General features: G+C 41.3%; 18 protein-coding genes. 11 read left to right on the forward strand and 7 right to left on the reverse strand.

The window, feature by feature from the left end; all coding sequences use genetic code 11:
• Window positions 1-2: 2 nt before the first annotated feature.
• Entirely contained in the window at window positions 3-2,090 is a 2,088-nt protein-coding gene (pnp, locus tag RFX69_RS04995) for a polyribonucleotide nucleotidyltransferase (protein WP_001985790.1), read from the reverse strand.
• A 257-nt stretch (window positions 2,091-2,347) separates the two neighbouring features.
• Complete coding sequence (gene rpsO, locus RFX69_RS05000; RefSeq protein WP_001229357.1) at window positions 2,348-2,617, reverse strand: 30S ribosomal protein S15; 270 nt, start codon at window positions 2,615-2,617, stop codon at window positions 2,348-2,350.
• 212 nt (window positions 2,618-2,829) lie between these two features.
• Between rpsO and RFX69_RS05005 the strand changes: the two genes are divergently transcribed.
• Window positions 2,830-4,128, forward strand: coding sequence for a serine hydrolase (locus tag RFX69_RS05005; protein ID WP_289332631.1), 1,299 nt, complete (start codon window positions 2,830-2,832; stop codon window positions 4,126-4,128).
• A 716-nt stretch (window positions 4,129-4,844) separates the two neighbouring features.
• Here the strand turns inward: RFX69_RS05005 and recD are convergent.
• The 3 genes from recD to RFX69_RS05020 all read right to left on the reverse strand — a co-directional run bounded on the left by recD (window position 4,845) and on the right by RFX69_RS05020 (window position 14,042).
• On the reverse strand, window positions 4,845-6,596 hold the full coding sequence (gene recD / locus RFX69_RS05010; protein WP_289332632.1) for an exodeoxyribonuclease V subunit alpha: 1,752 nt from the start codon (window positions 6,594-6,596) through the stop codon (window positions 4,845-4,847).
• Between the two features lie 108 nt (window positions 6,597-6,704).
• Window positions 6,705-10,403 (reverse strand): UvrD-helicase domain-containing protein, encoded by a 3,699-nt coding sequence (locus RFX69_RS05015; RefSeq protein ID WP_289332633.1) that lies wholly within the window; start codon window positions 10,401-10,403, stop codon window positions 6,705-6,707.
• A 3-nt stretch (window positions 10,404-10,406) separates the two neighbouring features.
• Window positions 10,407-14,042, reverse strand: coding sequence for an exodeoxyribonuclease V subunit gamma (locus tag RFX69_RS05020; RefSeq protein ID WP_289332634.1), 3,636 nt, complete (start codon window positions 14,040-14,042; stop codon window positions 10,407-10,409).
• Window positions 14,043-14,213: 171 nt separating this feature from the next.
• Here RFX69_RS05020 and RFX69_RS05025 point away from each other — a divergent pair, with 171 nt between their 5' ends.
• Window positions 14,214-14,720: a hypothetical protein gene (locus RFX69_RS05025; RefSeq protein ID WP_000687236.1), complete on the forward strand. Its 507-nt coding sequence runs from the start codon at window positions 14,214-14,216 to the stop codon at window positions 14,718-14,720.
• Window positions 14,721-14,742: 22 nt separating this feature from the next.
• Here the strand turns inward: RFX69_RS05025 and RFX69_RS05030 are convergent, their stop codons facing one another.
• Complete coding sequence (locus RFX69_RS05030; protein WP_000003544.1) at window positions 14,743-16,161, reverse strand: polyphosphate--AMP phosphotransferase; 1,419 nt, start codon at window positions 16,159-16,161, stop codon at window positions 14,743-14,745.
• A 207-nt stretch (window positions 16,162-16,368) separates the two neighbouring features.
• Here RFX69_RS05030 and RFX69_RS05035 point away from each other — a divergent pair, with 207 nt between their 5' ends.
• The 6 genes from RFX69_RS05035 to RFX69_RS05060 all read left to right on the forward strand — a co-directional run bounded on the left by RFX69_RS05035 (window position 16,369) and on the right by RFX69_RS05060 (window position 22,334).
• Window positions 16,369-17,076 (forward strand): hypothetical protein, encoded by a 708-nt coding sequence (locus tag RFX69_RS05035; RefSeq protein WP_000039800.1) that lies wholly within the window; start codon window positions 16,369-16,371, stop codon window positions 17,074-17,076.
• A gap of 148 nt (window positions 17,077-17,224) precedes the next feature.
• The gene (gene ubiE, locus RFX69_RS05040) at window positions 17,225-18,172 is read left to right on the forward strand and encodes a bifunctional demethylmenaquinone methyltransferase/2-methoxy-6-polyprenyl-1,4-benzoquinol methylase UbiE (protein ID WP_000064213.1); all 948 of its coding nucleotides are present in this window, start codon (window positions 17,225-17,227) and stop codon (window positions 18,170-18,172) included.
• An 11-nt stretch (window positions 18,173-18,183) separates the two neighbouring features.
• Window positions 18,184-18,852, forward strand: a complete 669-nt coding sequence (locus RFX69_RS05045; RefSeq protein ID WP_289332635.1) for an SCP2 domain-containing protein — start codon at window positions 18,184-18,186, stop codon at window positions 18,850-18,852.
• 12 nt (window positions 18,853-18,864) lie between these two features.
• Complete coding sequence (locus RFX69_RS05050; RefSeq protein ID WP_000612218.1) at window positions 18,865-20,484, forward strand: AarF/ABC1/UbiB kinase family protein; 1,620 nt, start codon at window positions 18,865-18,867, stop codon at window positions 20,482-20,484.
• Between the two features lie 123 nt (window positions 20,485-20,607).
• Window positions 20,608-21,921, forward strand: a complete 1,314-nt coding sequence (locus tag RFX69_RS05055; protein ID WP_005133280.1) for an NAD(P)/FAD-dependent oxidoreductase — start codon at window positions 20,608-20,610, stop codon at window positions 21,919-21,921.
• A 26-nt stretch (window positions 21,922-21,947) separates the two neighbouring features.
• A complete protein-coding gene (locus tag RFX69_RS05060; protein ID WP_000703170.1) occupies window positions 21,948-22,334 on the forward strand; it encodes a VOC family protein in 387 nt (128 codons plus the stop codon).
• A gap of 1 nt (window position 22,335) precedes the next feature.
• Here RFX69_RS05060 and RFX69_RS05065 read toward each other — a convergent pair whose 3' ends face one another.
• Window positions 22,336-22,602 carry a hypothetical protein gene (locus tag RFX69_RS05065; RefSeq protein ID WP_289332636.1) on the reverse strand — a complete coding sequence of 89 codons (267 nt, stop codon included), beginning with the start codon at window positions 22,600-22,602 and terminating at the stop codon, window positions 22,336-22,338.
• 213 nt (window positions 22,603-22,815) lie between these two features.
• Between RFX69_RS05065 and hisIE the strand changes: the two genes are divergently transcribed.
• From hisIE to RFX69_RS05080, 3 genes are read left to right on the forward strand one after another with little or no spacing between them, the layout of a single operon-like run.
• Complete coding sequence (gene hisIE, locus RFX69_RS05070) at window positions 22,816-23,583, forward strand: bifunctional phosphoribosyl-AMP cyclohydrolase/phosphoribosyl-ATP diphosphatase HisIE (protein WP_000073504.1); 768 nt, start codon at window positions 22,816-22,818, stop codon at window positions 23,581-23,583.
• 9 nt (window positions 23,584-23,592) lie between these two features.
• The gene (locus RFX69_RS05075; protein WP_289332637.1) at window positions 23,593-25,095 is read left to right on the forward strand and encodes a UvrD-helicase domain-containing protein; all 1,503 of its coding nucleotides are present in this window, start codon (window positions 23,593-23,595) and stop codon (window positions 25,093-25,095) included.
• A gap of 23 nt (window positions 25,096-25,118) precedes the next feature.
• Window positions 25,119-26,501 (forward strand): AAA family ATPase, encoded by a 1,383-nt coding sequence (locus RFX69_RS05080; protein WP_289332638.1) that lies wholly within the window; start codon window positions 25,119-25,121, stop codon window positions 26,499-26,501.
• Window positions 26,502-26,524 lie beyond the last annotated feature (23 nt).

A 26,524-nucleotide genomic window follows, 5' to 3' on the forward strand; every position in this document is an offset into this window, starting at 1 on the left:
AATTATGCTTGCTCAATATCTTTCATAGTCAACTTGATACGACCACGGTTATCAACGTCTTGAACCTGTACTTTTACTTCCTGACCTTCTTTAAGAACATCAGTTACGTTCGCAATACGCTCATTAGAGATTTGCGAAATATGAAGAAGACCATCAGTACCCGGCATGATGTTTACAAACGCACCGAATTCTACAATACGAATTACTTTACCGTCGTAGATCTTACCTGGTTCAACTTCAGCAGTAATTGCTTGAATTTTCGCAATTGCAGCTTTAGCAGCAGCTTTAGTTTCACCAAATACGCGAACTGTACCGTTATCTTCAATATCAATAGCAGCTTTAGTTTCTTCAGTGATTTGACGGATTGTTGCGCCACCTTTACCAATAACATCACGGATTTTATCCGGATTAATTGTAATCACTTCGAATGTTGGAGCATGCATTGAAATTTCAGGACGAGCACGTGAAATTACTTTGTTCATTTCATTAAGGATATGCATACGACCAGCAAATGCTTGGTTTAATGCAACTTCCATAATTTCTTCAGTAATACCTTCAATCTTGATGTCCATTTGAAGTGCAGTAATACCGTTTGCAGAACCTGCTACTTTAAAGTCCATGTCACCAAGGTGGTCTTCGTCACCTAAAATGTCAGAAAGTACTGCGAAACGCTCGCCTTCCTTCACTAAGCCCATTGCGATACCAGCAACTGGTGCTTTAAGCGGAACACCTGCATCCATAAGTGATAATGACGCACCACATACAGAAGCCATTGAAGATGAACCGTTAGATTCAGTAATGTCAGATACAATACGAATAACGTACGGGAAGCGGTCAGCTGCAGGAAGAACTGCTTGAACACCACGACGCGCTAAACGACCATGACCAATTTCACGACGCTTAGGACCAGATTCACGGCCTGTTTCACCTACTGAGTAAGCAGGGAAGTTGTAGTGCAACATGAAGTTGTCAGTTTTAGTACCAGCAAGGGTATCAACCATTAATGCATCACGAGTATTACCCAAAGTCGTTGTTACCAACGCCTGAGTTTCACCACGTGTAAATAATGCAGAACCGTGTGCACGCTCAAGTACGCCCACTTGTACGTCTAACGCACGAACAGTTTTGGTGTCACGGCCATCAATACGTGGTTTACCAGATAAAATGTTGTCACGTACTGTACGGTATTTAAGATCTTCAAATAAGTAGTCTACTTCGTCAGCAATACCGTCTACATCTTCTTCAGGAACGAATTGAGCAACAGCTTCAGCATGAAGTGCATCTAATGCTGCATAACGATCTTGTTTCACTGCAATGGTATAAGCTTCTGAAATTTTTGCTTCAAATGCTTCTTTTAATTTTGCACGTAATTCTTCGTTGTGTGCAGGAGCAACCCAGTCAGATGGTTTCGCACCAGCAGCAGCTGCAAATTCATTGATCGCTTGAATTGCAATTTGCATTTCGTCGTGACCAAAAAGAACCGCACCTAACATTTGGTCTTCTGAAAGTTCTTTCGCTTCAGATTCAACCATTAATACAGCAGACTCTGTACCAGCAACCACAAGGTCAAGGTCAGACTGAGCCATTTGCTCAAAATTCGGGTTTAAAACATATTCGCCGTTGATTAAACCAACACGTGCTGCACCGATTGGACCACGGAATGGAGTACCTGCAATTGCCAACGCAGCAGAAGTACCTAACATTGCTGCAATATCAGCTTCCATCGTTTTGTCAGAAGAAACCACAGTTGCAGTTACCTGAATTTCGTTGTAGTAACCTTCTGGGAACAATGGACGAATTGGACGGTCAATAAGACGTGAAATTAAAGTTTCAGCTTCTGAAGCACGACCTTCACGTTTACCATATCCACCAGGGATACGACCTGCTGCATATTGTTTTTCTTGATAGTTAACTGTTAAAGGGAAGAAATCCTGACCAGCTTTTGCTGTTGGAGCAGCAACTACTGCTACCAATACAGTTACACCACCCATTGTGATTAAAACTGTATTTGCTTGACGTGCAACGCGACCCGTTTCTAAAACGACTTGATGTTGACCGAATTGGAATTCTTTACGAACGATGTTAAACATTGACATGTATTGTATTTTCCTAATTTTATTCTAGTGAGACCCCTAAGGTTTGGCATTCAGGCTACAACTATCGGTAGGTAAATGACAAAGCTTAGAAGCCATCACACTAGACCAAAAATTTTAAATAATATTAAACGCAAAGAAGGAGCGCACAAGCGCCCCTTCTATAAATCGCCTAACAGTTTATTAGACGAAACTTTCTTTTCAGAAACAAAGCATAGCAACATGCGATAAACCGAAAACAAAGCAAAATCGAATTAACGACGTAGACCTAAAGCACCGATCAAAGCAGTGTAACGCTCGTGGTCTTTACCATTTAAGTAGTCAAGCAATTTACGACGTTGGTTAACCATACGGATCAAACCGCGACGGCTGTGGTGGTCGTGTTTGTGAGCTTTGAAGTGACCTTGTAAATCATTGATTTGAGCAGTCAATAAAGCTACTTGTACTTCTGGTGAACCAGTGTCGTTTTCAGCGCGAGCAAATTTAGCAATGATCTCTGCGCGGTCTGCATTAGTTAAAGCCATTCGATTTCTCCGAGATGCTTAAAAAATAAAATGATATGAATCAGTTGAGCGCAACTGACTGCCGTGCATCACTACAGCAAGTTGCCTATTTTAAGGTATCTATATATGGATTGCAAAATAGTTTTCTGTTACCTGTCATTTTAGACACTGACATCAGCCCCTTAACCCTGCACACTTGGCCTTGAATAAAAAGAAAGAAACGCGAGGGACGTGTGAAAATATTTTCGACCAATACCTGTCCGGTACCGAATGACCTTGAATCGGTCATTCATCACAAAGATGAAGTACCTGCCGAACTAGGTGGAATGAGTGAACAGCAAGTTCAAAAAATCTGGAAAAGTATTGAGTCACTCTATAAAACCGGAAACTATCCGCTCATTACTTTTTGCTTACGTCGACAGGGGAAAATTTTATTAAATCGAAGCATTGGCTATGCTCAAGGAAACTCGCCGGCTGGTCTGCAAAAGGATGCCCTCATCGCAACGCCAGACACTCCCGTTTGTCTATTTTCAGCATCCAAAATGATTACTGCCATGTTAATTCATCTTTTAGATGAAAAAGGCGAAATCAACTTACTTGACCCCGTGAGCTATTATATTCCCGAGTATGGGGTGAACGGAAAGCGCCGCGCGACAATCTTTCATTTGTTATCTCATCGTGGAGGTATTCCTTATGTTGATGGAGATGTCACACCTGAACTGCTTTTTGATAAAGATGAAATTTTAAGGCGCTTATACGCAGCAAGACCTGTTTCTCCAGCGGGAAATCACCTCGCCTATCATGCAGTAACAGCGGGTTATATCTTAGGAGAAATTATTGAACGGGTTACAGGGCAAGACCTTCGCAAATTCGTGCATGAGACCATCGAGAAACCGATGGACATGCCCTATTTTAACTATGGCTTAAAACCAGAATATCGTGCTGAAGTTGCTCTTAATTGTGCAACAGGTTTACATCCTCGCTTAGGAACAGATCATTATCTCAATCATGTACTAGGTGGAGGCTTACAACTCGCTGTAGATGTCACTAATGATAGCCGCTTTATGGATACCATCTGTCCCGCCGGTAATATTTATACCAGTGCAGAGCAAGCTGGACGCTTCTTTGAAATGCTTTTAAGTGGGGGAAGCTACCAAGGCAAACAAATTTTAAGCGAGAAAACAATTTTTAGAGCAACACTCCCTACCACAGGAGTTAACATTGACCGAACTTTATTAATACCGATGCGCTATGCCTTAGGACCAATGCTAGGCAGTAATCCGGTAGGCTTATTTGGTCCAATGACTGGACAAGCTTTTGGTCACCTCGGTTTTTCCAATATTTTGTGTTGGGCCGACCCAGAGCGTGATATCAGCGTTTCTTTGTTAACCACTGGCAAATCTGTGGTCGGTACCCACCTTCCTGCCCTAGCCAATCTGCTTTATCAAATTTCGACTCAATGTCCACGAATTCCTAGAGATCAACGCCGTTCACTATTTGGTAGTGATTCGCATGAAACCGATCTGGTATAGCTAAAATCAACCTAGCGACAAAATAAAAAACCCAAGCATTTCTGCTTGGGTTTTTGGCGCTGTAGTTGTTGTTTATCGTGTTTATCGCTGTTCTTATTGTTATGTGTGAGATGCTTTCCACATCCTTCTTCTCGTTTTACTCACTTCCGTTGTTTTAGTTCTATTTCCTTATGGGATGTATTTTGTCATATCCAATTATGAAGAAAAGTAGTATTTTTCTTATCATCATGTAAGCAAAAACGTACAGGTCTGTCTAATATTTATCGTTTATCTGTAAATGCTAAATAACATACGGTTCTGTATAACATTTAACTTAACAATTCACGCGAAAAATGCTTATTTAAGAATCATATTATAAATAAATATATTAAAAATTATTGAGTTAAATAATTGATAATATAAGCAAGAAATAGGGTAAGCCATCTAAAGATTTATTCAGATATTTTGGTGGGGTTAAGACTTAAATATAAAAAAGCCCTGTAGTCTCTCCCAAAACTACAAGGCTTAGCGGCTGTAAGTTTCCTCTTTATTCACCTACATCATTGTAAGTTCGCAGTCTCTCGACTTAAGTTATTATTATTGTGCGATTTTGCCCGACATTCCTTGCCAAGCTCGTTGTGCGTTTATAATCTCAAAAACAGGGTGGGTTCTCTAGCAGCAAATATCTCGAATCCATGTAAGCTTTTTCTTACAAGGGTAAAAATATTAAGTTTGGCTTAACGAACTAACCGATTAACTTTTTCAACTAAACCGCTTTTTCTTGTCGTGCGAACTGTAAAGGATTGAAGTAACGCCTCTGGATCGACCAATAAACTCACTACTTTTTTGGCTCGTGTAATCGCAGTGTAGATCAACTCTTGGCTTAACAAATTCTTGGCAGCCTGATCAAGAACAACAGCTGTATGGGTAAATTCAGAACCTTGTGATTTGTGAATTGTTAAGGCAAATGCACTTTGAATACTTTTAGGTAGCCGATTTGCAGCAACCCACTTATTTAAACTTGGGAAATACACTTCAAACTGTTGCGGCTGGGTTCTATGTTCAAAACATAAACCAATGTCACCATTTGAAATGCCGAGTTGGTAATCGTTATAAGTCATCATAACCGGACGGCCAACATACCATCCTCCTAAAGTCACAATACCTAGCTGTTGTTGTAACCAGCGTTCGGCATATTGATTAAGTTGCTGTAAACCAAATGGCCCATGACGTACGGCAGTTAAAATACGGTAGTCATCGAATGACTTAACGATATTTTCAATATGTTCAAGTGAATGATCATCTTGTATATAAGCTTTTAAGCTTTGCACATAGCCTTGAAAACCCACCATCAATTTTTGGTAGTAAGTTTCTAGCGCTATAGGGGACTCTTCGGGTAAATATTCAAGCTGAACCACATCGGGCATATCAGCTTCTAAAGGTATTGAACGTAACTCTGAAACTTGAACAATATCGATTTCAAATTGTTGTAAAACTTGCTCATGGTCAATTTGACTGGTTTGCATTTGAATAAATCGGGCAACCTGACCAATCAACGCCCCTTCCGCAAAACGACGGCTGGTTTGAAGGTGAACACGGTTTTCAGACAAAGCCTCGATTTGCTGTAAATCTGCAAGTACCGCTCCGACGTCTACAGAAGCAAGCTGGTTGGCATCGCCTAATAAAATAATTCGACAAGACTCAGGGACCGCTTCAAATAATAATGTTGCCAGATTTAAATCCAGCATAGAGGCTTCATCCACCACAATAACGTCATAAGGCAAAGGCTGTTTTTGATTAAACCGTGGTGTTTGGCTATGCCCCATACCTAATAATCGATGGATAGTTTGGGTACTTTGGTTTCTTAGCTCATCACTTATTAATCCCGACTCAAGCAGTTTTGGGTCATTAAATGAGTTTTGTAAGGCTTCTTGCATACGCTGTGCAGCTTTACCCGTCGGAGCAGCCATCGCCACACGGATATGCGGAATTGCCTGACTAAGCACAGCAATAATACGAGCGAGCGTATAGGTCTTACCTGTACCCGGCCCTCCTGTAATAATACTTAAGCTCTGCCGAGTCACCATTTGCAAAGCAGCTTGCTGATGAGGATCAGTTAATAAGTCTAAATGCTCTTCACATGAAACATGTTGAATTGGTTGTTGCTTTAATCGGCGAATTTGCTCAGCTAGACGTTGCTCTAGGTTCCAATATCGGTATAATGCCAACCCCTGCCCGTCGTGGACACAAGGGGCAACTTGAGACTTTGCTTGTTCAGCAGATATCACCAGTTGGCCAAGTGTTTCTATTTGCTCTGGGCTAATCTCAATACAACTGTCACCCTGCAAGCTCGCTTCAATTAGCTGCTGCAAAAAATAAGCTGCCTCTGGAGCTTGTGTCTGTGCAGTAAACGGGGCTTGATTTAGAAAGGTACTCCAAGTCGTTAACCAGCTTAAATCGCTTTGTTCAGGGCTATTTAGATTGTCCACACACTTATCCACCTAGTTTTCCACACGCTTGTCCACATGGTTATAGACAGGCTTATCCACACCCCAAGTGTTTGTTAATTCTAAAATTAGATCTTTTATCAGCATTTTTTATGCAATTTTATCCTCAGCAAAGTACCCTAAAATAGCATCGAGTCGTAGAACAAATTCTGTACTTGGCTGCCAATAATAATAACCCTGCTCAGCTTCGCCATTCATACCGCGCAAGTAAAGATAAGTCGCCCCACCTAAGTGTTGTTCAATATCATAATTCTGCATTTTGACTTTTAAATAACGATGTAACGCAACCAAATACAGGCCCGCTTGTAGCCAATAGCTGGCTAAAGACATACTTTGTGCAATACTTTCTACACTGTAATCAGCAAGGTTTTCACCCAAGTAGTTACTCTTATAGTCAGCAATGTGATAACGCTGTCCATCAAAATAAACCAAGTCTATCGAACCATTTAAATAGCGTGCAGAACGAGCCTCTAATAACTCTGGCATTTCCATACCATATTCAGCAAACAGCTGCTGAATACGTTTCATGGCTAGTACACGATCTGACAGTGCCAAATAAAAAGGACACTCTGATAAATAGTGTTCTGGCTGTAACTGATTTAGGCGAAAGCCTTGATATAACGGCGTGCTTAAAATCTCTTGCAACCATTCGGCTAAAGCGTGATAAATCGAATATTCCGCTTCTTGTTCTTCGGGAAAGCTTTCTTGGTATTTGATTAATAAATCTTGCCACAAACTACTGTAGTCATTTTTAAAACGACGACGTATTTCACTTACCCACTCATCTGAACATTGAAAATCAATATGCTCAAAAATTTCATGTAAGAAATTACCTGCGAGCGTCCCTCTCGGAAAATTGCTTTTGATCCAGCTAATTGGCTGTGCTGTGGCCGTCTCAACAGAAATAACCTGATCGAGTTCATCTTCGGCTAAAACAGCTTCATGGCTCTGACTCGCGAGTAAATCTGTACCTACTTTATGTCTTAAATGCTGTGCTAGATAACTAAAACTGGTTTTGCCTCTTGAATAAAAGCGCTGATCAGGAAAATGCTGCGCCTGTATCTCAATAATATTGATGTGTTGATTTAAATGTCTTGCAGCAGGTGGCTGCTCCAAAATTATTTCATCGGTACAACAACGATGCTGGAATGGTTCAGCTCTGTTTTTCCAAAATGCCAAACCTGAAACAGACTTGCCATCCGTATCTTGTAAAAGCGCATAAACACGATGACTTGCCCGGGTTAAAGCAACGTACCATAGACGGTTTTGTTCCGCCAAAGCCCGTTCTTCATGCTGCTTCAGCTCGGTTTCGTTTAAATATGTTTTATCGGCTATCGCAACAACACGTTGTGTTAGGGTTTGAGCCGACTCCGGAACCGTTATATCTTGGGTCGAGAAGTTAAGTGTTTTGTTATTTTCCCGAAATGGCTTGTCGGCCCCGAGCAAAAAGACAATTTTAAACTCAAGACCTTTTGACTGGTGAATGGTCATGAGCTGTACGCCAGCTTCACTCGACAACCTACGCTCTAACTCCCATTCACGATCAAGCGGTGATTGTAATTGCTTGAGATACCAGTGATAAAGATTTTGCGCGCCCTGATATTTCTCGCTATGTTGGCTCAAAATTTCGGTCAAATGACGCAAGTTCACCACAACCCGCTCATTATCTTTACTCTGGACAGCAACCAGATTTTTCCAAATGCCAAATTGGTTTAAACATTGCTGCCATGCCACTAAAAAGCCCTGAGCTGACCACAATTCCCGAATAGTATCAAAACCCGTCATAAACTGGCTTAAACCTTCGGCCGTTTGTTCGAGTTGCAACAGCTGTTTAAGGTCCATAGCAAATAAACGGCTAATCAAAGCTCGTTTCACTTTGGCCTCATCGTAAGGATGAAGAATCGCAGTGAGTAAGGCCCCAACATCCTGAGCAATTGTGCAATCAAAAACACTTCGTTTTGATGGCCGATTAACTCGTATTCCTAAACGTTCTAATTCAAATTGAACTTTATCAAGACCATCATGATTACGCGACAAGACCGCAATATCGTCTTCATTTAAGGTTTGAGTCTGAGCATCTTTTTGAAAATAAAGTTGTCCTACATGTGACTGATTAAGTAAATCACGTATTTTCCACGCGACTTGCTGTGCTTCCGTTTCCTTGTCTTTTAGCATGAGCCAACGTAAAGGGTACGGATTAGGCTGGTTTTGATCAATTAAAACCGGATGAGGTCGAGTCCCTGCCCGAATCGGGTCATATTGAACCTGTTCACCAAAGTCGATTTGCCTTTGAAATAAGGCATCAACCACTTCAACCAAGTCAGCGACTGAACGGTGGTTATGAATTAACTTATATTCGCGACCATGCTTTGCCTGAATATCTTTGTAGGCATTCAAGAAGGTGAGCATATCCCCACCACGGAAACCGTAAATTGCCTGCTTACGGTCACCCACCATAATCATGCAACCTTTCTGGTAACGTTCTGGATGACGCCAAATGCTGGCGAGCATGTCATCTTGGTCTTGGTTGGTGTCTTGAAACTCATCAACCAAAATTAAGGGGTATCGAGCCTGCACAAATACGGCGAAACGTTGCCCCTGCTCACCCTTTAAAGCTTCTGACAAAGTGCGAATTTGCTGAGAAAAAGTCGTCTCGCCCTTGTTTTGTAAAACCTGTGGTAAACGTTTTTTAACCTCTACACATAAATACGCTTTTAAATAAATATGAAGCTGATCGAACTGTTCAGCATAGTTTTTCAGCACACCAAACAACTGCTGAATCTGCTGAATACAAGGATGCTGATAAAATCCATCCGAAATTTCGGCAGGACATTTCTTGAAAACTTTCTGATCGGCAAGCTGACCTAAAAACTTAAAAACGAGTTCCCGATGTACTGCCAAAGACCCATCAAAAACTAAAATACTGTCGCTCTGCTTTAAAACTTGTAATAACTGTGGCAAACATTCACTAAATAACTTATTAAATGCCCCATTACGAAATATTGTGCCGCTTACATGTTTATAGTGGTCGCCATCAAGCGAGTAATACGGTTCTAGAAGACTGATATCAATTTCTGCTGCCAACTGTTTGAGCTGAGCAAGCTGTTCAAACTGAATGGTAGGCTTTTCGGGAAGCTTAAAGTGAGCCGAACTAAAATTCAGTGAGTCTTCGACCAGTTTGACAAAACTGTCGACACTTTTTAACTCACCTGCCAGATACAATGCATCAATCACGGTTTGAGGCTGAGACTGTATCCATTCACGTAAAACATCATGAATCAGTTGTCGGCTATAGGTTTTGGCATCATCGGTAATTTGGGCACGTTCAATTTTTCCGCTCTCAAAAGCAAACTCACGTAATAGCTTTTGGCTAAAGCTATCGAGTGTTCCGACAAATAGCTCATCTAGCTGATCGATCACGAGCTTTAAACGCTCACAGGCATAGGCAATACGTGTCGCAAAATGCTTGAGAATATGTTGCAGTAATAAGTCAGATTCTTGCTCGGCCTGCAAAAGGATCTCTTTTTCAGTCAAGCTCCGCTTGGCATCTAAGTAACGGTAGGTTTCGACCAAACGTGCACGAATTCGGCTTTTTAACTCAGCCGCAGCCGCACGGGTAAAGGTGGTCGCAATGACTTGGCCCGGTAAATATTTCTCAAGAAAAATACGAACCATTAAACTCGACAGTGTATAGGTTTTCCCGGTACCCGCCGAAGCCTCAATTAAATGCAGTCCACTAAATTCAATATCAATAATAGGTTGATAAGACACCTGTACTCTTGAGTTCATGCCTTACTCCGAATGTTGAAATTGAAAAACCGGATGATACAGGTCATAAGCAAACTCATCACAAGCATGTTGAAGTAATGCTTGTGCATCTTGTTCTTGCAAAATGAAACGCCAGTCTTGATGTAACTTGCACGCTTCATTTTGTGTCATATCGATAGAGGTAAATGTCCCAGTTTCATTCCAGTATTTTAACAGCTCTGCATAGCTCTTCTCATCCAGTTTTATTTTTTCTGTCGGATTTGTTGTTTCCCACTGATATGCCTTAGCTTTTTCAAGTGGCTTTAATAATAAAGCTGCTGGTAACACGAGTGGCTGCTGTTGAGCATAACGCCAGATTTTAAACCACGGTTGTAAATACTGCCGAGCTTGCTCCGAACTAATACCTTTACAGATGACAGTTTGGTCACTAAAAACCACAATGCGGCGTCTTTCAGTTCCTGCACTTCCTTCATTTAAATAGGCCAACCAAAGCAGGTACTCTAACCAGACTTTTGCACGTCTTTTTGCCCGAGCACTTGATGCTTCCATACTGACCCAATCCTGAGTTTCAGATTTTGGCACAGTAATATTCATATGTAGCTGTTTGGCAATTCGCCACACACGCTGAGTCGTTTGTGTCACGGCTGGCGCGTAATGATGAAGGCGCTCAAGCAAACATTCCTGTTCAAAAATGCCCTGTTGCCATGCACTGTATTGAACTTTGCCTACAGGCAACTGATCAAGTAGAACTTCAGGCTGTGCCTGCTGTTCGTTTTGCTGTAAAAAATGTCGAATGGTATAACGGCCCAAACCATCTAAAAGCAAAGGTTCATTCTGATCTAATACGCTTACATTTCCTAAGTTTTCTACGCCTAAAGTTTTTAAATATAAACGTGCGGGGAAAGTCACATCCTGTATCCACTGATGGCTGTCTAAAACCAACATGTCAGGTATTTCTAAAGGATAAGATATATTTGCCCAAGGCTTAAGAACACCGGAAGCTTGCTGAATTTGCATCGCCACGTTAAACCAGTGATCTTGATAACGAATATAGCGGTTCTCAGCCATAAAACCTTTCGGGTCAAACGGCTGTAAATAATGTAAGTGATAGAGCTGTTTTAATTGAGTCGGGATTTCAATACCTTCAATCACTTCTCGATCGGGTGCATTTGGTTCTGGCTTTACAATAAGTGCAAGATGCTCACGGAACTCTTGAAGAATACTAGAAGGATCTCTCACCTCACCGTCATTGACATCAAAGCCGTTATAAAACAGCCATAAGTTTTCTTGAGCTAAAAGTAAGGCGTCTAAGAAAGCGCCTTGGTCATCCTCAAGACGGGAACGGTCACCTAATTGTTGACGTAAGGCATCCATCAAATCAAATGGCACATGGGTGTCTCGATTTGGAAACTGCCCTGCATCAAGGTTCAACATCACAATTAAACGATAAGGCAAAGGACGAATTTGTCCAATCTGGGCAAAGGTAATCTGTCCAGTCGGTTCAGCTTGAGCCGTTTGATTTTCTAAAGTTCGCTGAATCTCATCCAGAATATAAGGCAAAGGCAAGGTGATTTTACGTAAGGTGCCTGTTTCTGTCTCGGCATAGTAGCTTGCGAGCGTTAACATACGCTCTTGTTTTTTTACAATTTCCCGCGCAGTTTTTAAAGCAGCCACACCGGCCTGCTCAAACTCGATAATATCTTGCGAGAGTGTTTGCAACCAATATTCCACCGTATGACTCTTTTTCTGCTCATGCATAATGAGCCAGTCACGGCGTTCATTTAAATCTTGATAAATCTGAATGAGCGTACCAATAAGCTCAAAATCGCCTGGTTGAACCTTAGCGTAACTCAGCACCTGATTAAATGTAGCATGTTCAGGAATTGCTATGCCGAGCGCTAACCGCTCTAAAGCAAACTTAAAGCTATATCGATAATCATCATCGCCGTCACATAAACTACGTTTCAGATGCTCTGCATCAAGTCCACGTTTAAACCCTGCATCAGCAAGTAAAGTTAAAATTCGCTCTACTTGAGCATATTCAAGTGCATAACGCTGTTGAGTCGCGTGTAAGCCAAGCCAGTCAGCAAACTCATCAAAGCTAAATCGTCCTTGCATAAGGTGAATACGCCCAATCACGGCACGCCATGCATTAAGTGCATCGAGTGAGGCAATTCCTGCTATTTTGACAGGCAAATGCACGCCTTGCTCAGTCGCTGTAGCAGGAAAAACACTTCGTATTAAAGGCTCTACTTCTGCCAAATTAGGAACTAAAACCAAAATATCATTTGGACGACGCGGCTGTTCGTGCGGTTTTGCCAACCAGCCAATCAATTGTTCTTTCAATACTTCAAGTTGCCGTAATGTCGAGTGGCAGACATGAATCTGAATTGAGTCATCGTTAGGGGCAAGTTCATATTGCTTGGCTTGGGGTTCCACCAAGTGCAAAATATCTGACTGAACTTTGCCAAGTAAACTTTCAGGAAAATCATCGACAAAAGCATCCACCCACTTACCCTCTTCACCTGTAGACAAGTTTGAGAGTAATGAGAAGTGATCACGGGCTTGTTTGCCCAATCTGGTTAAAAGTGGATGTCTTGACTCACGCGCCTCAGCATTAAAATTAAGCGTAAATTTATTAAAGAATTCGGCAATTTCCGCATCGGTCGCTTGGGGGTTCTTTGCTATAAAACGCTCTTTTACCCCTAAGTCATAGCGCTGTTTCCAGAGTGGGTCGACACTATCGGCCCAATATTCTTGCGAAGGGTTATAGTGCAAAATCAAAACATCAATGTATTGCCCTAAACGACGTAAAAACTGAAGCTGGCTGGGCGGTAAATCCAGTAAAGTAAAAATGACAATTTGCTGTGGCAAACGAGACAGTGCTTTCTTCTGGCGCTCAGGATGTTCTAATTCCTGCCAGAATAATTCGTCAATTTGCTGCATTTGCATAAAATCATCATGAAAATGCTGCTGCCATAACCAGCGCTGCCAACGTTCTAACTCTTGGGTTTGCTGCAAAGTAAATGCCGAAACTTCTTTATCTTTATGGGCAATATACTTTTCGATATCGAGTGATCGTCCTTGTCCCCATGCTGCTAACCAGTTATTTGGACAAGTACACATATTTTCACAACCACGCTGGCACTGTCCTCGATAGACCATGTAGTTACTAAATAAATCGGCAACCTGCTCGGCAACCCAATACAACATTTTTTGCTTTTTTAGCTGCTTCTCAATACCTTGTTCAAGCCGATCTGCGCTGTCATAAATACGTTGAACAATAGAATGCAGTGGATGAGAGCTATCTATGCTCATGACATCAGGCTGAATAAATTCCTGTAAGGCTTGATGTACACGCCATTTAAAAATCAAGCGTGGAATATTGGCTTTACGAACCTGCTCCTTATGTGCCGTGAGGACCTGTTGATAGGCATACCACTGAAACCCGCGCACACGTTGGTGAAACTGGTAATTGGCACTCATTCCTTGCTGTTCTGCAAGTTTTTGTATCAGCCACTGCTCGATGGCAGGACTTGGCACAATGAAATGCTGGGCTTTCAAAACCTGTAATGGATGCGTTGACGGCTGGGACGTAGATGCCAGTACACCCTGCAACAACACATCAATACGTTGACTTTGAATAACATGGATACCCATTTATTTCATATCCTACTCGCATAATTTATGCACAAAATCATAAACATTCATTACTATACAACTGAATCTGACTATGTCACGTTGGTTTAAACACAGCATAATCTCATTTTAGGTGTCACTTACCTTGTGTTGGTAAGGCACCTTCAAGGAACACATTACAGGTAAAACATTATGAAAATTGATAACATTCCTGACTATATTGATCCTAGCCTAAATCTGGAACAAATTCGCGATGAGTGCCAAGAACTCATTCAGAAAAGAGCTTACGTCTCTGCTGGTGCAGCAATTGTACCCATTCCTTTTTTTGACGTGGTAGTAGATTTGGGAATTTTGTCACAGCTTATTCCCGATATTAATTCCCGCTTTGGTTTAGCACCTGAACATGTCAGCGTTTATGATCCAAAAACAAAAACAATTCACTGGGATGAATTACGAAAACGCGGCTTTCAATTTTCAGGCTTTGTGGTCGCTCGCACTACTGTTAAAAAAACCTTTAACGGTTTCTTTGGAAAGATTGTTACCAAACAAGTGACAAAATTCGTTCCACTAGGTGGGCAACTTGTCGCAGCAAGTTTAGGCTATTTTATGATGAAAAAAATAGCCCAAACTCATCTAAATGACAGCTACAATCTTGCTAAACGTATTCAACAAAAAAGTCGTGGCACGGTTGTAAACTAAAATCCAACTTACGGCTGAGAGTTTAATCTGCTCTCAGCTGTTTTAAAATAGCTCTTAACACTTCTAAGCGTGCAGTGTATTTATCGTCTGTTGCGACAATATACCAAGGCGCATATTCGGTACTGGTTCGCTCAAACATATCTGCAGCCGCCTTTAAATAATCATCCCACTTATCACGGTTACGCCAATCTTCGGCAGTAATTTTAAAGCGTTTGTGCGGTGTCTCTTCTCTGGCTTTAAAACGCTGCTCTTGCTCATCTTTACTAATTGCCAGCCAAATTTTTACCACAATCGTTTGACTATCAAATAAGTCTTTTTCAAAGCGATTGATTTCATCATATGCTCTTTGCCATTCGATAGGCGAAGCAAATCCTTCAACACGCTCGACCAGCACACGGCCATACCAGGTACGGTCAAAAATGGTAATTTTTTCAGCTTCATTAATACGATTCCAAAAACGCCACAAATACGGGTGTCTTGCTTCGAAACGTTCAGGCGCCCCAATACAGTGAATATCATATTCACGCGGGTCTAAGTTTTTAACAATTCGCTTGATGGCCCCGCCTTTACCAGCAGCATCCATCCCTTCAAATGCAATCACCACATTGCGTTTATCAAAGCGCATGGTATCGGCAATTTTTTTACTGAGTTTATCGAGCTCTTTTTTATATTCGGCTTTATCCATTTTTTCCTGAGCAGGTTTTAATAAACTCTCGGGAATTTTTGCCTGTTGCCATTTACCTTTGACTTCAGTTTCATGTTCAGGCAGCTGACGCATGTGTTGTAAAAGATACTGAGCAAAAAATTGATCGCGCTGTTTTTCATCTTCCCCATCAATAATGTACCAATCGTCGGTAAAGCGACGGCGTAGCTTTTGCAAAGTGTCATATTGTTTTTTATTACGCCAGTCTAGGCCGTGAAGCTTATGCCAATGCTGTTCAGATGGGTCTATTTTATCTAACCGTTTTTGGAGTGATTTCCACGAAAGATCAAACCAAACCTTAATGACATCGACATAGTTATTTTTTAGGTCCTGTTCAAACGCTCGCATATTCTCAACATAGGCATCAAAACGCGCATCATCCAAAGGTTCTGACACATGAGTTGCCGTAACCAACAAATCGCTATACCAGTTGCCAAACATCACCACAATTTGGCCTTCAGTCGGAATAAATGCTGAATAAGACTGCCAGAATGCTTCAGAGTCTGTCAGCACACGTGGTGCATCTGCTTTTACCCGCAGATATCTTGGATCTAGCCACTCACGAAGCTGTTTAACCGCTTCCCCTTTTCCAGCTAACTCGATACCACTCATTAAAATGAGTGTGCTTTTGGCATTGGGTTTCCCTCGGCTTTCTTTTAAAGCATATTGTGCTTCAATTAAATCAACTGAAAGCTGTTCTTCGTCTCGTATTTCAAATTTTGGTTGTTGTTCACTCATGGTCCACTGCTCTAATCTTTTTATTTAATTTCACCATTATTTAACTTATGCGCTTGGGTGATGAATTGCTATACAAATTATGTCATTGCAACACGATTTAACCTGAAAATTGACGCATAAATCATTTTTTTTACATCTACTCGCCATAGTAGAAGGTTACAATGCCTCTTATGATTTTTTGTAAATAGCCCAATATTAGAGCCTTACATGTCTAAACTCGCTGCTTTTGATGAACTTTTACAACAATATAAAACATTTAATTATCACGACAATCCAGTGCTTGCCCAACGTTTGCAAGATGTACAAACATGGCTAAAAGAACGGATGAAAGAAACGCATCACGACTTTTTTAATTTGCCAGAACACAAACTGATGGCTCAGTACTTTTTAAACCGTTTATATGGTGGACCAGAGTTCGATGCACTTGCAGCACAAATTGAACGTTTATTGAAATATGCACATAAAGCAGAAAAGGTTTTACCTGAAAACGCAATTAAGACAGGTACAAAGTCGGTAAGTTTGGCTGTACTTGCCACTCAACTTGATGAACAAGTAGCAATGCAGCTTCTTGAAGACTATCCGGCAGATACCGTACTTACCGACGAGATCATGCGCTTAACCTTAATCAAGCTTGATCAGGCCGAAGCCCGTTACCAGCAGCTTGCCCTTCTTGACGATTTAGGAGCAGCACTCGATAAATACATGCGTTCATTTATGATGTTTACTGCTTTTAAAATGTGTAAAGGTATTGCACAAAAATATCACTTCGAATTGATGTATGATTTTATTCAAGATGGTTTTAGCGCAATGAAACCTTTAAAATCGGCTGAGGCCTTTATTAAAACTTTTACGGAAAAAGAACGCCAGATTGTTGAAAAAGTACATTCAGGACATCCGAATCCGTTTAGAGTGTGATAAGGTCGGCACATAGAAAAAACTCAACCTCACGAAGTTGAGATTTTATTCATTATATTTGCATGATGATGCCTGTAAAAATAGACAAAATCTGTCATCATGCAGAACTTATTCCGTTTCACTTGAGTTTGAGTCTAGGAGAGACAATATGTCTAACGAAAACCAAAAGCCAACATCTCCAACTGAGCAGGCACAAAGTTCAGACAAAGTTAGCCCATTCCTAAGCTCACCGTTACCGCAAGGTACCCCTCAAGGGCAACAACAATCTTTACAGCAAACCTTAACAGATACACCTGTTAGCGGTTCTGTGCCGAAATACAATTTACCACGTGGTGCAGGCAACACTGGCAACGTTGGTGAAACAACACACTTTGGTTATTCAACAGTTCGAACTGAAGATAAAGCACAAAAAGTTGCTGAAGTTTTCCACTCGGTTGCAAGCAAATATGACCTTATGAATGACTTGATGTCATTTGGTATTCACCGTTTATGGAAACGCTTTGCAATTAACATGTCTGGTGTTCGCCGTGGTCAACATGTGTTAGACATTGCTGGTGGTACAGGCGACTTAGCAAAAGTATTTAGCCGTGAAGTTGGCCCGCAGGGTCATGTGGTACTTTCAGACATTAACGAATCTATGCTCAATGTTGGCCGTGATCGTCTAATTGATGCAGGCTGTACCAATGTCGATTTTGTACTTGCCAATGCAGAAACTTTAGAACCTTTTGCAGACAACAGCTTTGACCTTGTCACCATTAGCTTTGGTTTACGTAACGTGACAGATAAAGACGCAGCGCTTGCTTCTATGTTCCGTGTGTTAAAACCAGGTGGCCGCTTACTTGTTCTTGAGTTTTCTAAACCAGTATTTGAGCCATTCTCAAAACTTTATGACCTCTACTCATTCACTGCTTTACCGATTATGGGTAAATTGGTTGCCAATGACTCAGAAAGTTATAAGTACTTGGCTGAATCAATTCGTATGCACCCAGACCAACGTACCTTAAAAGGCATGATGGAAAATGCTGGCTTCCAGAACTGTGATTATCACAACCTGACTGGCGGTATTGTTGCTGTTCACCGCGGTTTTAAACTGTAAGGGATAACGATATGTGGTCGATTCTGGCACTCGGTGCAGTCGAACGTATCATTCATCATCTGATCGATCTGGATGCATTAACCCGCATTCAGCTCAATCAGCTACAGGGCAAAATGTTGCGTGTTATCATCGATAGCCCGCAACTTTCTGTTGATGTATTCTTTGACCAAGAAAAAGTACGTCTTGAACCTACCGTTACAGGGCACAGTGAAAAACCATCAATTTTTGAGCAGCGCCATTTTGATCCACAATTTAAAATTTCTGAAGCCACTGCAACTTTGCATGTCAAAGATGTCGTTGAACTGATCAAATTATTATTAAGCGATCCAGACCAGATTGGTAATATCCCGCTTCAAGGTGATTATCACCTCTTACAGGATATTCAAAAAATTATGCAGCAAGCTGAACCTGATTTAGCTGCGCACTTGTCAAAATGGGTTGGTCCTCAACTCGCTCACGAAATCGGTAAGATTCAACTTGCACCAAAACATTTAAAACGCTCTCTTCAAAGTCATCTATTTTTTGCTGAAGATGCCTTAAAAGAAGACAGCGGTTTATTTGCCCCACGTTGGGAAATGGACGATTTAAATCAGGCTACGCGTAAGCTTAATCAAGACATTGATCGTCTAGAAGCTAAATTGCAGCAGCTCAATGCACAACTACAACCCACTCAAGACTAGGTAAGACTTTATATGATTCCGCACGTTTCACGTTTACTCGAACTTTGGCGTATTGCAGCGCACTATAGACTCGATACGTTGTTCCCTGCGGATGAATTACCTGTTAAAGCTAAGCATGCATTGAACATTATAAAAATGCATCCGGCAGCATGGTCTAGTCGTGAACGCAAAAATCCTTTAAAGCTTAAAGAAGCTTTAGAAGATATGGGGCCGCTTGCAATTAAGCTTGGACAACTCCTGTCAACTCGCCGTGATTTGATTCCACCTGAAATACTCGCCCAACTGGTTTTACTTCAAGATCAGGTCAAACCTTTTGATGGAGAAGTTGCCAAACAACGTATTCAAGATTCTTTAAAGGCAGACGTAAACACACTGTTTGCCCGCTTTGATGATCAACCACTTGCAGCAGCCTCAATTGCACAAGTCCATACAGCGGCGCTACATGATGGACGTGAAGTTGTTGTTAAAGTTACTCGTCCAGACATTCGTAGCCAGATTTTACAAGACTTTGAAATTCTGGCTTGGCTAGGTAACACCTTAGAAAGTCGTCTTGAAGCTGCCCGTGCATTACATTTATCTGAAATTATTCAAGACTACCGCCAAATCATTTTAAATGAGCTGGACTTGAGTATTGAGGCAGATAACACCCGTCGTATGCGCCATTACTTCACTGGTTCAACCATGATGTATGTGCCAGAAGTCTACATGGACACCAAAGATGTGATGGTGGCTGAGCGTATTACTGGTGTCCCTATTTCAGATACGGCAACCTTTGACCGTTTAGGCATGGACCGCGCACAACTTGCAGAAAAAGGATTAACCATTTTCTTTACGCAAGTCTTCCGCGATAACTTTTTCCATGCCGACATGCACCCCGGCAATGTCTTTGTAGAAACCATCAACCCAAGCAATCCACGCTTTATTGCACTGGACTGTGCGATTATGGGTGAGCTTTCTAAGCACGACCAAATGACAGTTGCCCGTATGTTGCTTGCTGTCATGAACAGCAACTTTATGCAGCTTATTCAAATTGTGCATCAAGCTGGCTGGATTCCACCGGGTACAGATCAAGACGCGTTAGCACGTGAAATGCGCCGCACTGTTGGGCCAATGGTGTCTAAACCAATGGATCAACTTGATTTTGCAGGTATCTTAATTCAAGTGATGGATATTGCCCGTCGCTTCCATTTAGAAATCCCGCCACAGCTCATGCTACTACTCAAAACTTTAGTGCATGTAGAAGGCCTAGGTACGGACCTTTATCCGCAGCTCGACATCTGGAAATTGGCAAAACCAATTTTGACAGAATGGGTCAAATCTAATATGAACCCAGTCAAAAATGTAAAAGAGCTTGGTCAGCAATTACCAGACCTGCTTTTAGGTGCTCAAGATTTCCCAAGTTTAATTATTGATAGCTTAAATGGTTTAAAAAATCAGTCCGCTTGGCAAGATCGACAGTTACGCGAAATTCAGCAACTTCGTTTGCAAATGGAACACCAACAACGTCGTAGCTGGATGTTTGGCAGTACTATGCTGATTTTGCTAACCATTGCGATTATTAGCCCTTGGTTTGTATCTATTATTTTGATTGTGTTGAGCAGCTTATTGGCGCTTTGGCGTGTATTGAAATAACTTCCAAGTCCCTTGCCCATGCAAGGGATTTTTTATGGGTAAAACTTATAATTTAAAAAAATATAGATCGATTATCCGTTCATTGCTAAATTTAGCTTTATGAATGCTTGAAAAGAACAAACAATGAAAACACCTCATTTTGCCATTATTGGTGCAGGCACGGCAGGTTTAGCCACTGCGATTTTGCTCGCCCGTGAAGGCAACCACGTTACTATTTTTGAACAAGTTGATGAGTTATCTCCAGTAGGTGCAGGTTTACTGCTACAACCTGCGGGCTTAGCCGTATTTGAGCACTTAGGTGTGCTCGACAAAGCCTTAACCTTAGGTGCGAAAGTCACAGGCTTAGAAGGACAACTTCCAGACAAGCGTCTTTTAGTTAACAGTCACTATCGCGAAGCATCAACAAATCTTTATGGTCTAGGTATACACCGAGCCACTTTATGTCACGTTCTCACTCAAAAACTTAGCGAATATTCAAGCCAGATTACTTGGTGCATGAATCATTCCGTTGAAAGTTTTGTAGAACATAACGATGAAGTTCGGATATTCGGCAGTCATCAAAATCAAAAGTTTGATGCTTGCTTTGATGGCCTACTCATTGCCAATGGTGCTCGTAGTCAATTACGCCCTAAAGCATGGGTAAAAGTTGACAAAGCTTATCCTTGGGGGGCTGCGTGGAGTATCGTGCCCGAGTGCCAAGTCCTCGATTCTGAAATTCTGCATCAATTTTATGATCGCTCGAGAATTATGATGGGAATTCTTCCTACGGGAGCGATTCCAACCGAACCTCAACAGCGCCTTTCAAGTGTTTTTTGGAGCTTACCTACGCCACAATTACAAAGTTTTTTGCAAGATGAGCAGGCTAAACAAGCTTGGTTAAAGCAAGTCTCAGAACGTTGGCCCAAAGTTGCAGAGTGGCTCAAAGAAATTTTGTATAACAGTCAAAATCAGCCCAAATGGCTATCTGCAAACTATCGTGATGTCGTCATGACCCAATTTGGTCAAGGTCGAATTGGAGTAATTGGAGATGCAGCTCATGCGATGAGCCCACAGTTAGGACAAGGAGCTAATATGGCATTATTGGATGCTTGGGCTTTTTCTCAATCATTGCGACAAGCTCAAAAAAACCAGAATATTGATTGGTCCCTACTCTGGCAGCATTATCACCAGCTTCGCCGTTCATCTACCCAGTTTTATCAATTTCTTAGTCGCTTACTAACACCACTTTATCAATCTGATCATTGGTGGGCTGGAGGTTTAAGAGATTTAGTTTTTCCGTGGATGTATCAAATCCCTTATTTTCGAAAAGAAATGGCAATTACAATTTCAGGCTTAAAAACAGGGCCATTCAAGCAACTTGATTATGATCAGGTAGCTCAATTGCCTAAAGAAAACAGTGCATTTCATTTAGAAAGCCAATCTTTGTCTGACTATTAACCCCACCAAATAATAGTGATTAACACATGAAAATCAGCCATCTTGATCATCTTGTTTTAACTGTCTCAAATATTGAATCTACCTGTCATTTCTATCAAACCGTATTGGGGTTTGAAGTCATCACGTTTAAAGGTGATAGAAAGGCTCTAAAGTTTGGAAATCAAAAGATAAATTTACACCAGCAAGGCAACGGGTTTGAACCGAAGGCATTACAGCCGACTCCCGGATCTGCTGACTTGTGTTTTATTTCAGACACTCCCATTTCAGAAGTGGTTGCACACCTTAATCAATTAAATATTCAAATTGAAGAAGGTCCGATTGAGCGTACTGGTGCAATGCATCCTATTCTTTCAGTTTATATTCGCGATCCAGATCAAAATTTGATTGAGATTTCAAACAACATAAGGTTATAAGTTATTTAAAATTTACAGGGATATTTTGTAATTGTTTTTTAATATCCCAATCTTTGGGTTTCTCTTTTAATTTCCACCAATTAGTACCTACCTCTAACCATTTATTGCGGTACGCTTTTACAGATTCTTTAGTATAATCCTCATATCCAAATTCAACACCACAACAATCACAAATATTAAAGTTTGGGTCTTCGCCACTTTCCCCCCACGGCTCTTCATCTTGTATAAGACCACATACTCGACAAGCAAAATTTTCTATTTTGTCCAAGACTTATTTTCCTAAGTTATAACAATATGCTTAGCTAATTTTACAATAGCTATGGCTTCACAAATCAAAATTAATTTAAACAACTCTTAAACTACAATTTACTAGTGTCCATCTTATAGACAAATCATATAACCGATTTTTTATACGACAAGCATAGCCAACCCTAAGCACAAGCGCTACACTAGCTCATTTCCACTGAATGGATTTCCGCTCATGTCAAACTGGTTAGATGAAGTTAAATTTGATTCCAATGGTCTTATCCCTGCCATTGCTCAACATCATCAAACCGGACGTATTTTGATGGTGGCGTGGATGAACCGTGAATCACTCGCACTCACAGCAGAAAAAAATCAGGCTGTGTATTTCTCCCGTTCTCGCCAAAAACTTTGGCACAAGGGTGAAGAATCAGGTCATTTCCAAACGGTATATGAAATTCGTTTAGACTGCGATGGCGACGTGATTGTATTACAGGTTGAGCAACATGGCGGTATCGCATGTCATACAGGTCGTGAGTCTTGTTTCTACCGTAAACTCACCCCACAGGGCTGGGAAATTGTCGATGCACAGTTAAAAGACCCTACTGCAATTTATGGCGACAAAGCCAAAGCTGAAAGTCACGATCATGCTCATACTACTGAACAAGTGGATGTACTTGCTCACTTAGGGCAATTGATGCAAGAGCGTAAGCAAGCAGAAGCAGACACTTCATATGTTGCAAGCCTCTACAAAAAAGGCATCAATAAAATTTTAGAAAAAGTCGGCGAAGAAGGCGTAGAAACCATTATTGCTGCGAAAGACTACGCTGCTCAAAATACAGAAAGCAATTTAAATGACTTGATTTATGAAACTGCCGATTTGTGGTTCCATAGTATTGTCATGTTGGGTTATTTCGATCTTAATCCACAACTTATTATTGACGAGTTAGGTCGTCGTCAGGGTTTATCTGGTTTAGTTGAAAAAGCTAACCGCAATAAGGTTTAAAATCACTCAGTGTCGAATATCGAAAAACCTAAAGCCACCTATGAGCAAGCAATTGCCATAGATAACGCACGTCTTGGGCAATCATTTAAAGTGATTGCCTATGCGGGCACAGGTAAAACTACTACGTTGCAAATGATTAGTGATGCCATGCCTGAACGGCGTGGTATGTATTTGGCTTTTAACAAAGCCATTGCTGGTGAAGCACAAAACAAATTTCATCGCAATGTAGACTGCCGTACTTTTCACTCACTCGCCTTTCGCAGTGTGCCGCGTGGCGTAACTGATAAATTACGTTTACCTCGCTTAAGCCCAAGCTTTATTGCAAAAGAATATCGACTAGAACCGATTACCTTACGTCGAATGATGGGTGGACGTTATGAAAAATACGTCTTAATGCCAAGTCGCCTAGCGAGTCTTGTCGCCAATGCGGTGAGCTATTTCTGTTCGACCAGTTCTCAATATCCAGCGCCTCGACATATTCAGGCGCCAAACTGGTTACATCCAGACGATATTACTGCACTTCAAACTCACCTTTACCCTGCTGTAGAACGCCGCTGGCTAGAGTCCATCGACCCAAGTCATCAAGCGGGAATTGGTCACGATATTTACCTCAAACTTTGGGCATTGTCTGAGCCTAATATTCCGGCCGATTATGTCTTATTTGATGAAGCACAAGATGCTGACCCTTTAATGCTGGGTATATTACTTCGTCAAAAAAGTACTCAGGTTATTTATGTAGGCGATGCACATCAGCAAATCTACGCGTGGCGCGGTGCAGTAAATGCCATGCAACAGCTGCCTTTGCCAGAGTCTCGCCTAACGACCTCTTTTCGTTTTGGGGAGGCAATTGCCGATGTCGCCAATGCGTTATTAGGTGGCTTAAATGAGACAATTCCTTTGCTTGGTAATCCGAACCAGAAATCAAGTGTAGTCAATAAACCGCATACAAAAATGCGTGATGCGATTTTGTGTCGTACCAATGCTCGCGCAATGGAGCTGTTATTGGCAGGCTTAGTTCACGGCGATAAAGTGAGTTTGCAAGCTGACCATCAAAAACTAAACCGTTTTGTAGATGCTGCAAGCCTCTTAAAGCAAGGGAAACGAGTTACTGACGTTCCTGAGTTGGCATGGTTTAACTCATGGCATGATGTTCATGAGTACTGCGAAACCAATGAAGGAAGCGATATAAAACCATTGGTTAAGCTGGTAGATGATCACGGCACTGACCCATTAAAAAAAGCACTTGCAAAGATTACTCCCCTTGAGCAAGCTGACTATGTCATCTCGACTGCCCATAAAGCGAAAGGGCTGGAATGGAACCGTGTCCATATTGAAGACGACTATCAATTTAAAATTAATGGATTAGAGCATAAGATTACAGATGAAGAGTTAAGATTACTGTACGTTGCCTGTACTCGTGCTAAAGTAAGTCTAAATATCCATCATCTTTATGATCTGATACAACAATTAAAACTAAGGGCGCCTTTAAGTCTTCGTCAGTCGGTTGGTTGAAGCGCTCATAATTAGGTGAGCCTATGAAACTTGAATCTATCCAATTTAAACATATTGCTCTGTTTCATGACCTAAAAATACAGTTTCAATATGACAAACAACCGATTACTTTAATTTTAGGCGAGCAGGCGACTGGCAAAAGTATGCTACTCAAGCATATTTATCATGCTTTAACATGGTTTCCTGCGCGCCTTAAAGATGCACGTACACCAGGCATTGTCATGCCAGATCAGGACATTAGCCATTCTCGTTTGCAATCTAAAATAGAAGTCAGCATCCAGATTCCACCGGAATTTGGACAGCTCCCTGAAACCACATCAACCCAGCAAACCGACACATCTCTTTGTAGCTGGAAACTGTTCAAGACCTTAAATTCAAGTGGTGTAGGGATTAGTCAAGTTGAAACTCAGCAGCTCGATCAAACCATTACCCTTTATCATCAAGTCACAAGAAAAGACCCACTTCAAGGTCTTCCCTTACTCGCTTATTATCCGTCAGAGCGATTTGTTAACGATATAAATTTACTGAATAAAAATTTACCGGGTATTACCCAGTCTATTTCTGCTTATGACATTAGCTTCATTCCGTTTACCACCTTCGCCCGCTTTTTTGAGTGGTTACGTGAAATTAGTGATATTGAAAATGCACAAGCGGCTCATGTTGTGCAGCGAATTATTTCAAAACAATCCAATTCACAAGATCAGGAAGAAATTTTACGTCAACTACAACTTGAATTGGCAGGACATCCTAAACAGCTTCCTTCACCTAATTTGTACGCATTAAAATCGGCGTTAAAGACTATTTTTCCTGAGCTTGAAGACTTTTATTTGCAATATCACCCAAAACTTCAACATATGGCACATTACAAGGGTGAAGTCTTGGCCTTTCAACAACTTTCCAACACCACTAAAACATGGATTGCACTCGTAGGCGATGTGGTTCGCAGGCTTTGTTTGCTCAATCCGTTGAGCTTAGACCCTTGTCTTGAAGGTGAAGGCGTTTTGTTAATTGACCAGATCGATTCACAACTAGATGCAGCACATTGCTCAGAAATTTTAAATCGACTTCATCGCGCATTTCCACGCTTACAAATTATTGTGACCGGAAGCCGTGAAGAATTGCTTGAACATGCAGCCGCATATCAATGTTTTAAATTAGAGCATGGAAAAATCAGTCCACTTGATTTAAATACCACTCAGCAGCAACTCGAACATCTTTATACGTTATTACAGCGAGATGAAGCGTTAACGCCGCATATAGATCCCCTACCGCTTGATACCGAGCCGGCAACAGCTCAAATCGATAGTTTGTACCAACAAATCCAAAATCTAAATGAACAACAAAAAAATGAATTATTACGTATGATTCATGCAGGAGACACCTCGGAAGAAACCTCCTCTCTTTAAAATTTATTAGGGTTTGTTGACAT

It is taken from the genome of Acinetobacter sp. 148 (genome assembly GCF_031196675.1).
Taxonomy (GTDB): Bacteria; Pseudomonadota; Gammaproteobacteria; order Pseudomonadales; family Moraxellaceae; genus Acinetobacter; species Acinetobacter baumannii.

Coding starts and splice junctions, on each gene's coding strand:
- pnp (WP_001985790.1), bottom strand. CDS start 2,090: ATGTTTAACATCGTTCGTAAAGAATTCCAATTCGGTCAACATCAAGTC.
- rpsO (WP_001229357.1), bottom strand. CDS start 2,617: ATGGCTTTAACTAATGCAGACCGCGCAGAGATCATTGCTAAATTTGCT.
- RFX69_RS05015 (WP_289332633.1), bottom strand. CDS start 10,403: ATGAACTCAAGAGTACAGGTGTCTTATCAACCTATTATTGATATTGAA.
- RFX69_RS05020 (WP_289332634.1), bottom strand. CDS start 14,042: ATGGGTATCCATGTTATTCAAAGTCAACGTATTGATGTGTTGTTGCAG.
- RFX69_RS05025 (WP_000687236.1), top strand. CDS start 14,214: ATGAAAATTGATAACATTCCTGACTATATTGATCCTAGCCTAAATCTG.
- RFX69_RS05030 (WP_000003544.1), bottom strand. CDS start 16,161: ATGAGTGAACAACAACCAAAATTTGAAATACGAGACGAAGAACAGCTT.
- RFX69_RS05035 (WP_000039800.1), top strand. CDS start 16,369: ATGTCTAAACTCGCTGCTTTTGATGAACTTTTACAACAATATAAAACA.
- ubiE (WP_000064213.1), top strand. CDS start 17,225: ATGTCTAACGAAAACCAAAAGCCAACATCTCCAACTGAGCAGGCACAA.
- RFX69_RS05045 (WP_289332635.1), top strand. CDS start 18,184: ATGTGGTCGATTCTGGCACTCGGTGCAGTCGAACGTATCATTCATCAT.
- RFX69_RS05050 (WP_000612218.1), top strand. CDS start 18,865: ATGATTCCGCACGTTTCACGTTTACTCGAACTTTGGCGTATTGCAGCG.
- RFX69_RS05055 (WP_005133280.1), top strand. CDS start 20,608: ATGAAAACACCTCATTTTGCCATTATTGGTGCAGGCACGGCAGGTTTA.
- RFX69_RS05060 (WP_000703170.1), top strand. CDS start 21,948: ATGAAAATCAGCCATCTTGATCATCTTGTTTTAACTGTCTCAAATATT.
- hisIE (WP_000073504.1), top strand. CDS start 22,816: ATGTCAAACTGGTTAGATGAAGTTAAATTTGATTCCAATGGTCTTATC.
- RFX69_RS05080 (WP_289332638.1), top strand. CDS start 25,119: ATGAAACTTGAATCTATCCAATTTAAACATATTGCTCTGTTTCATGAC.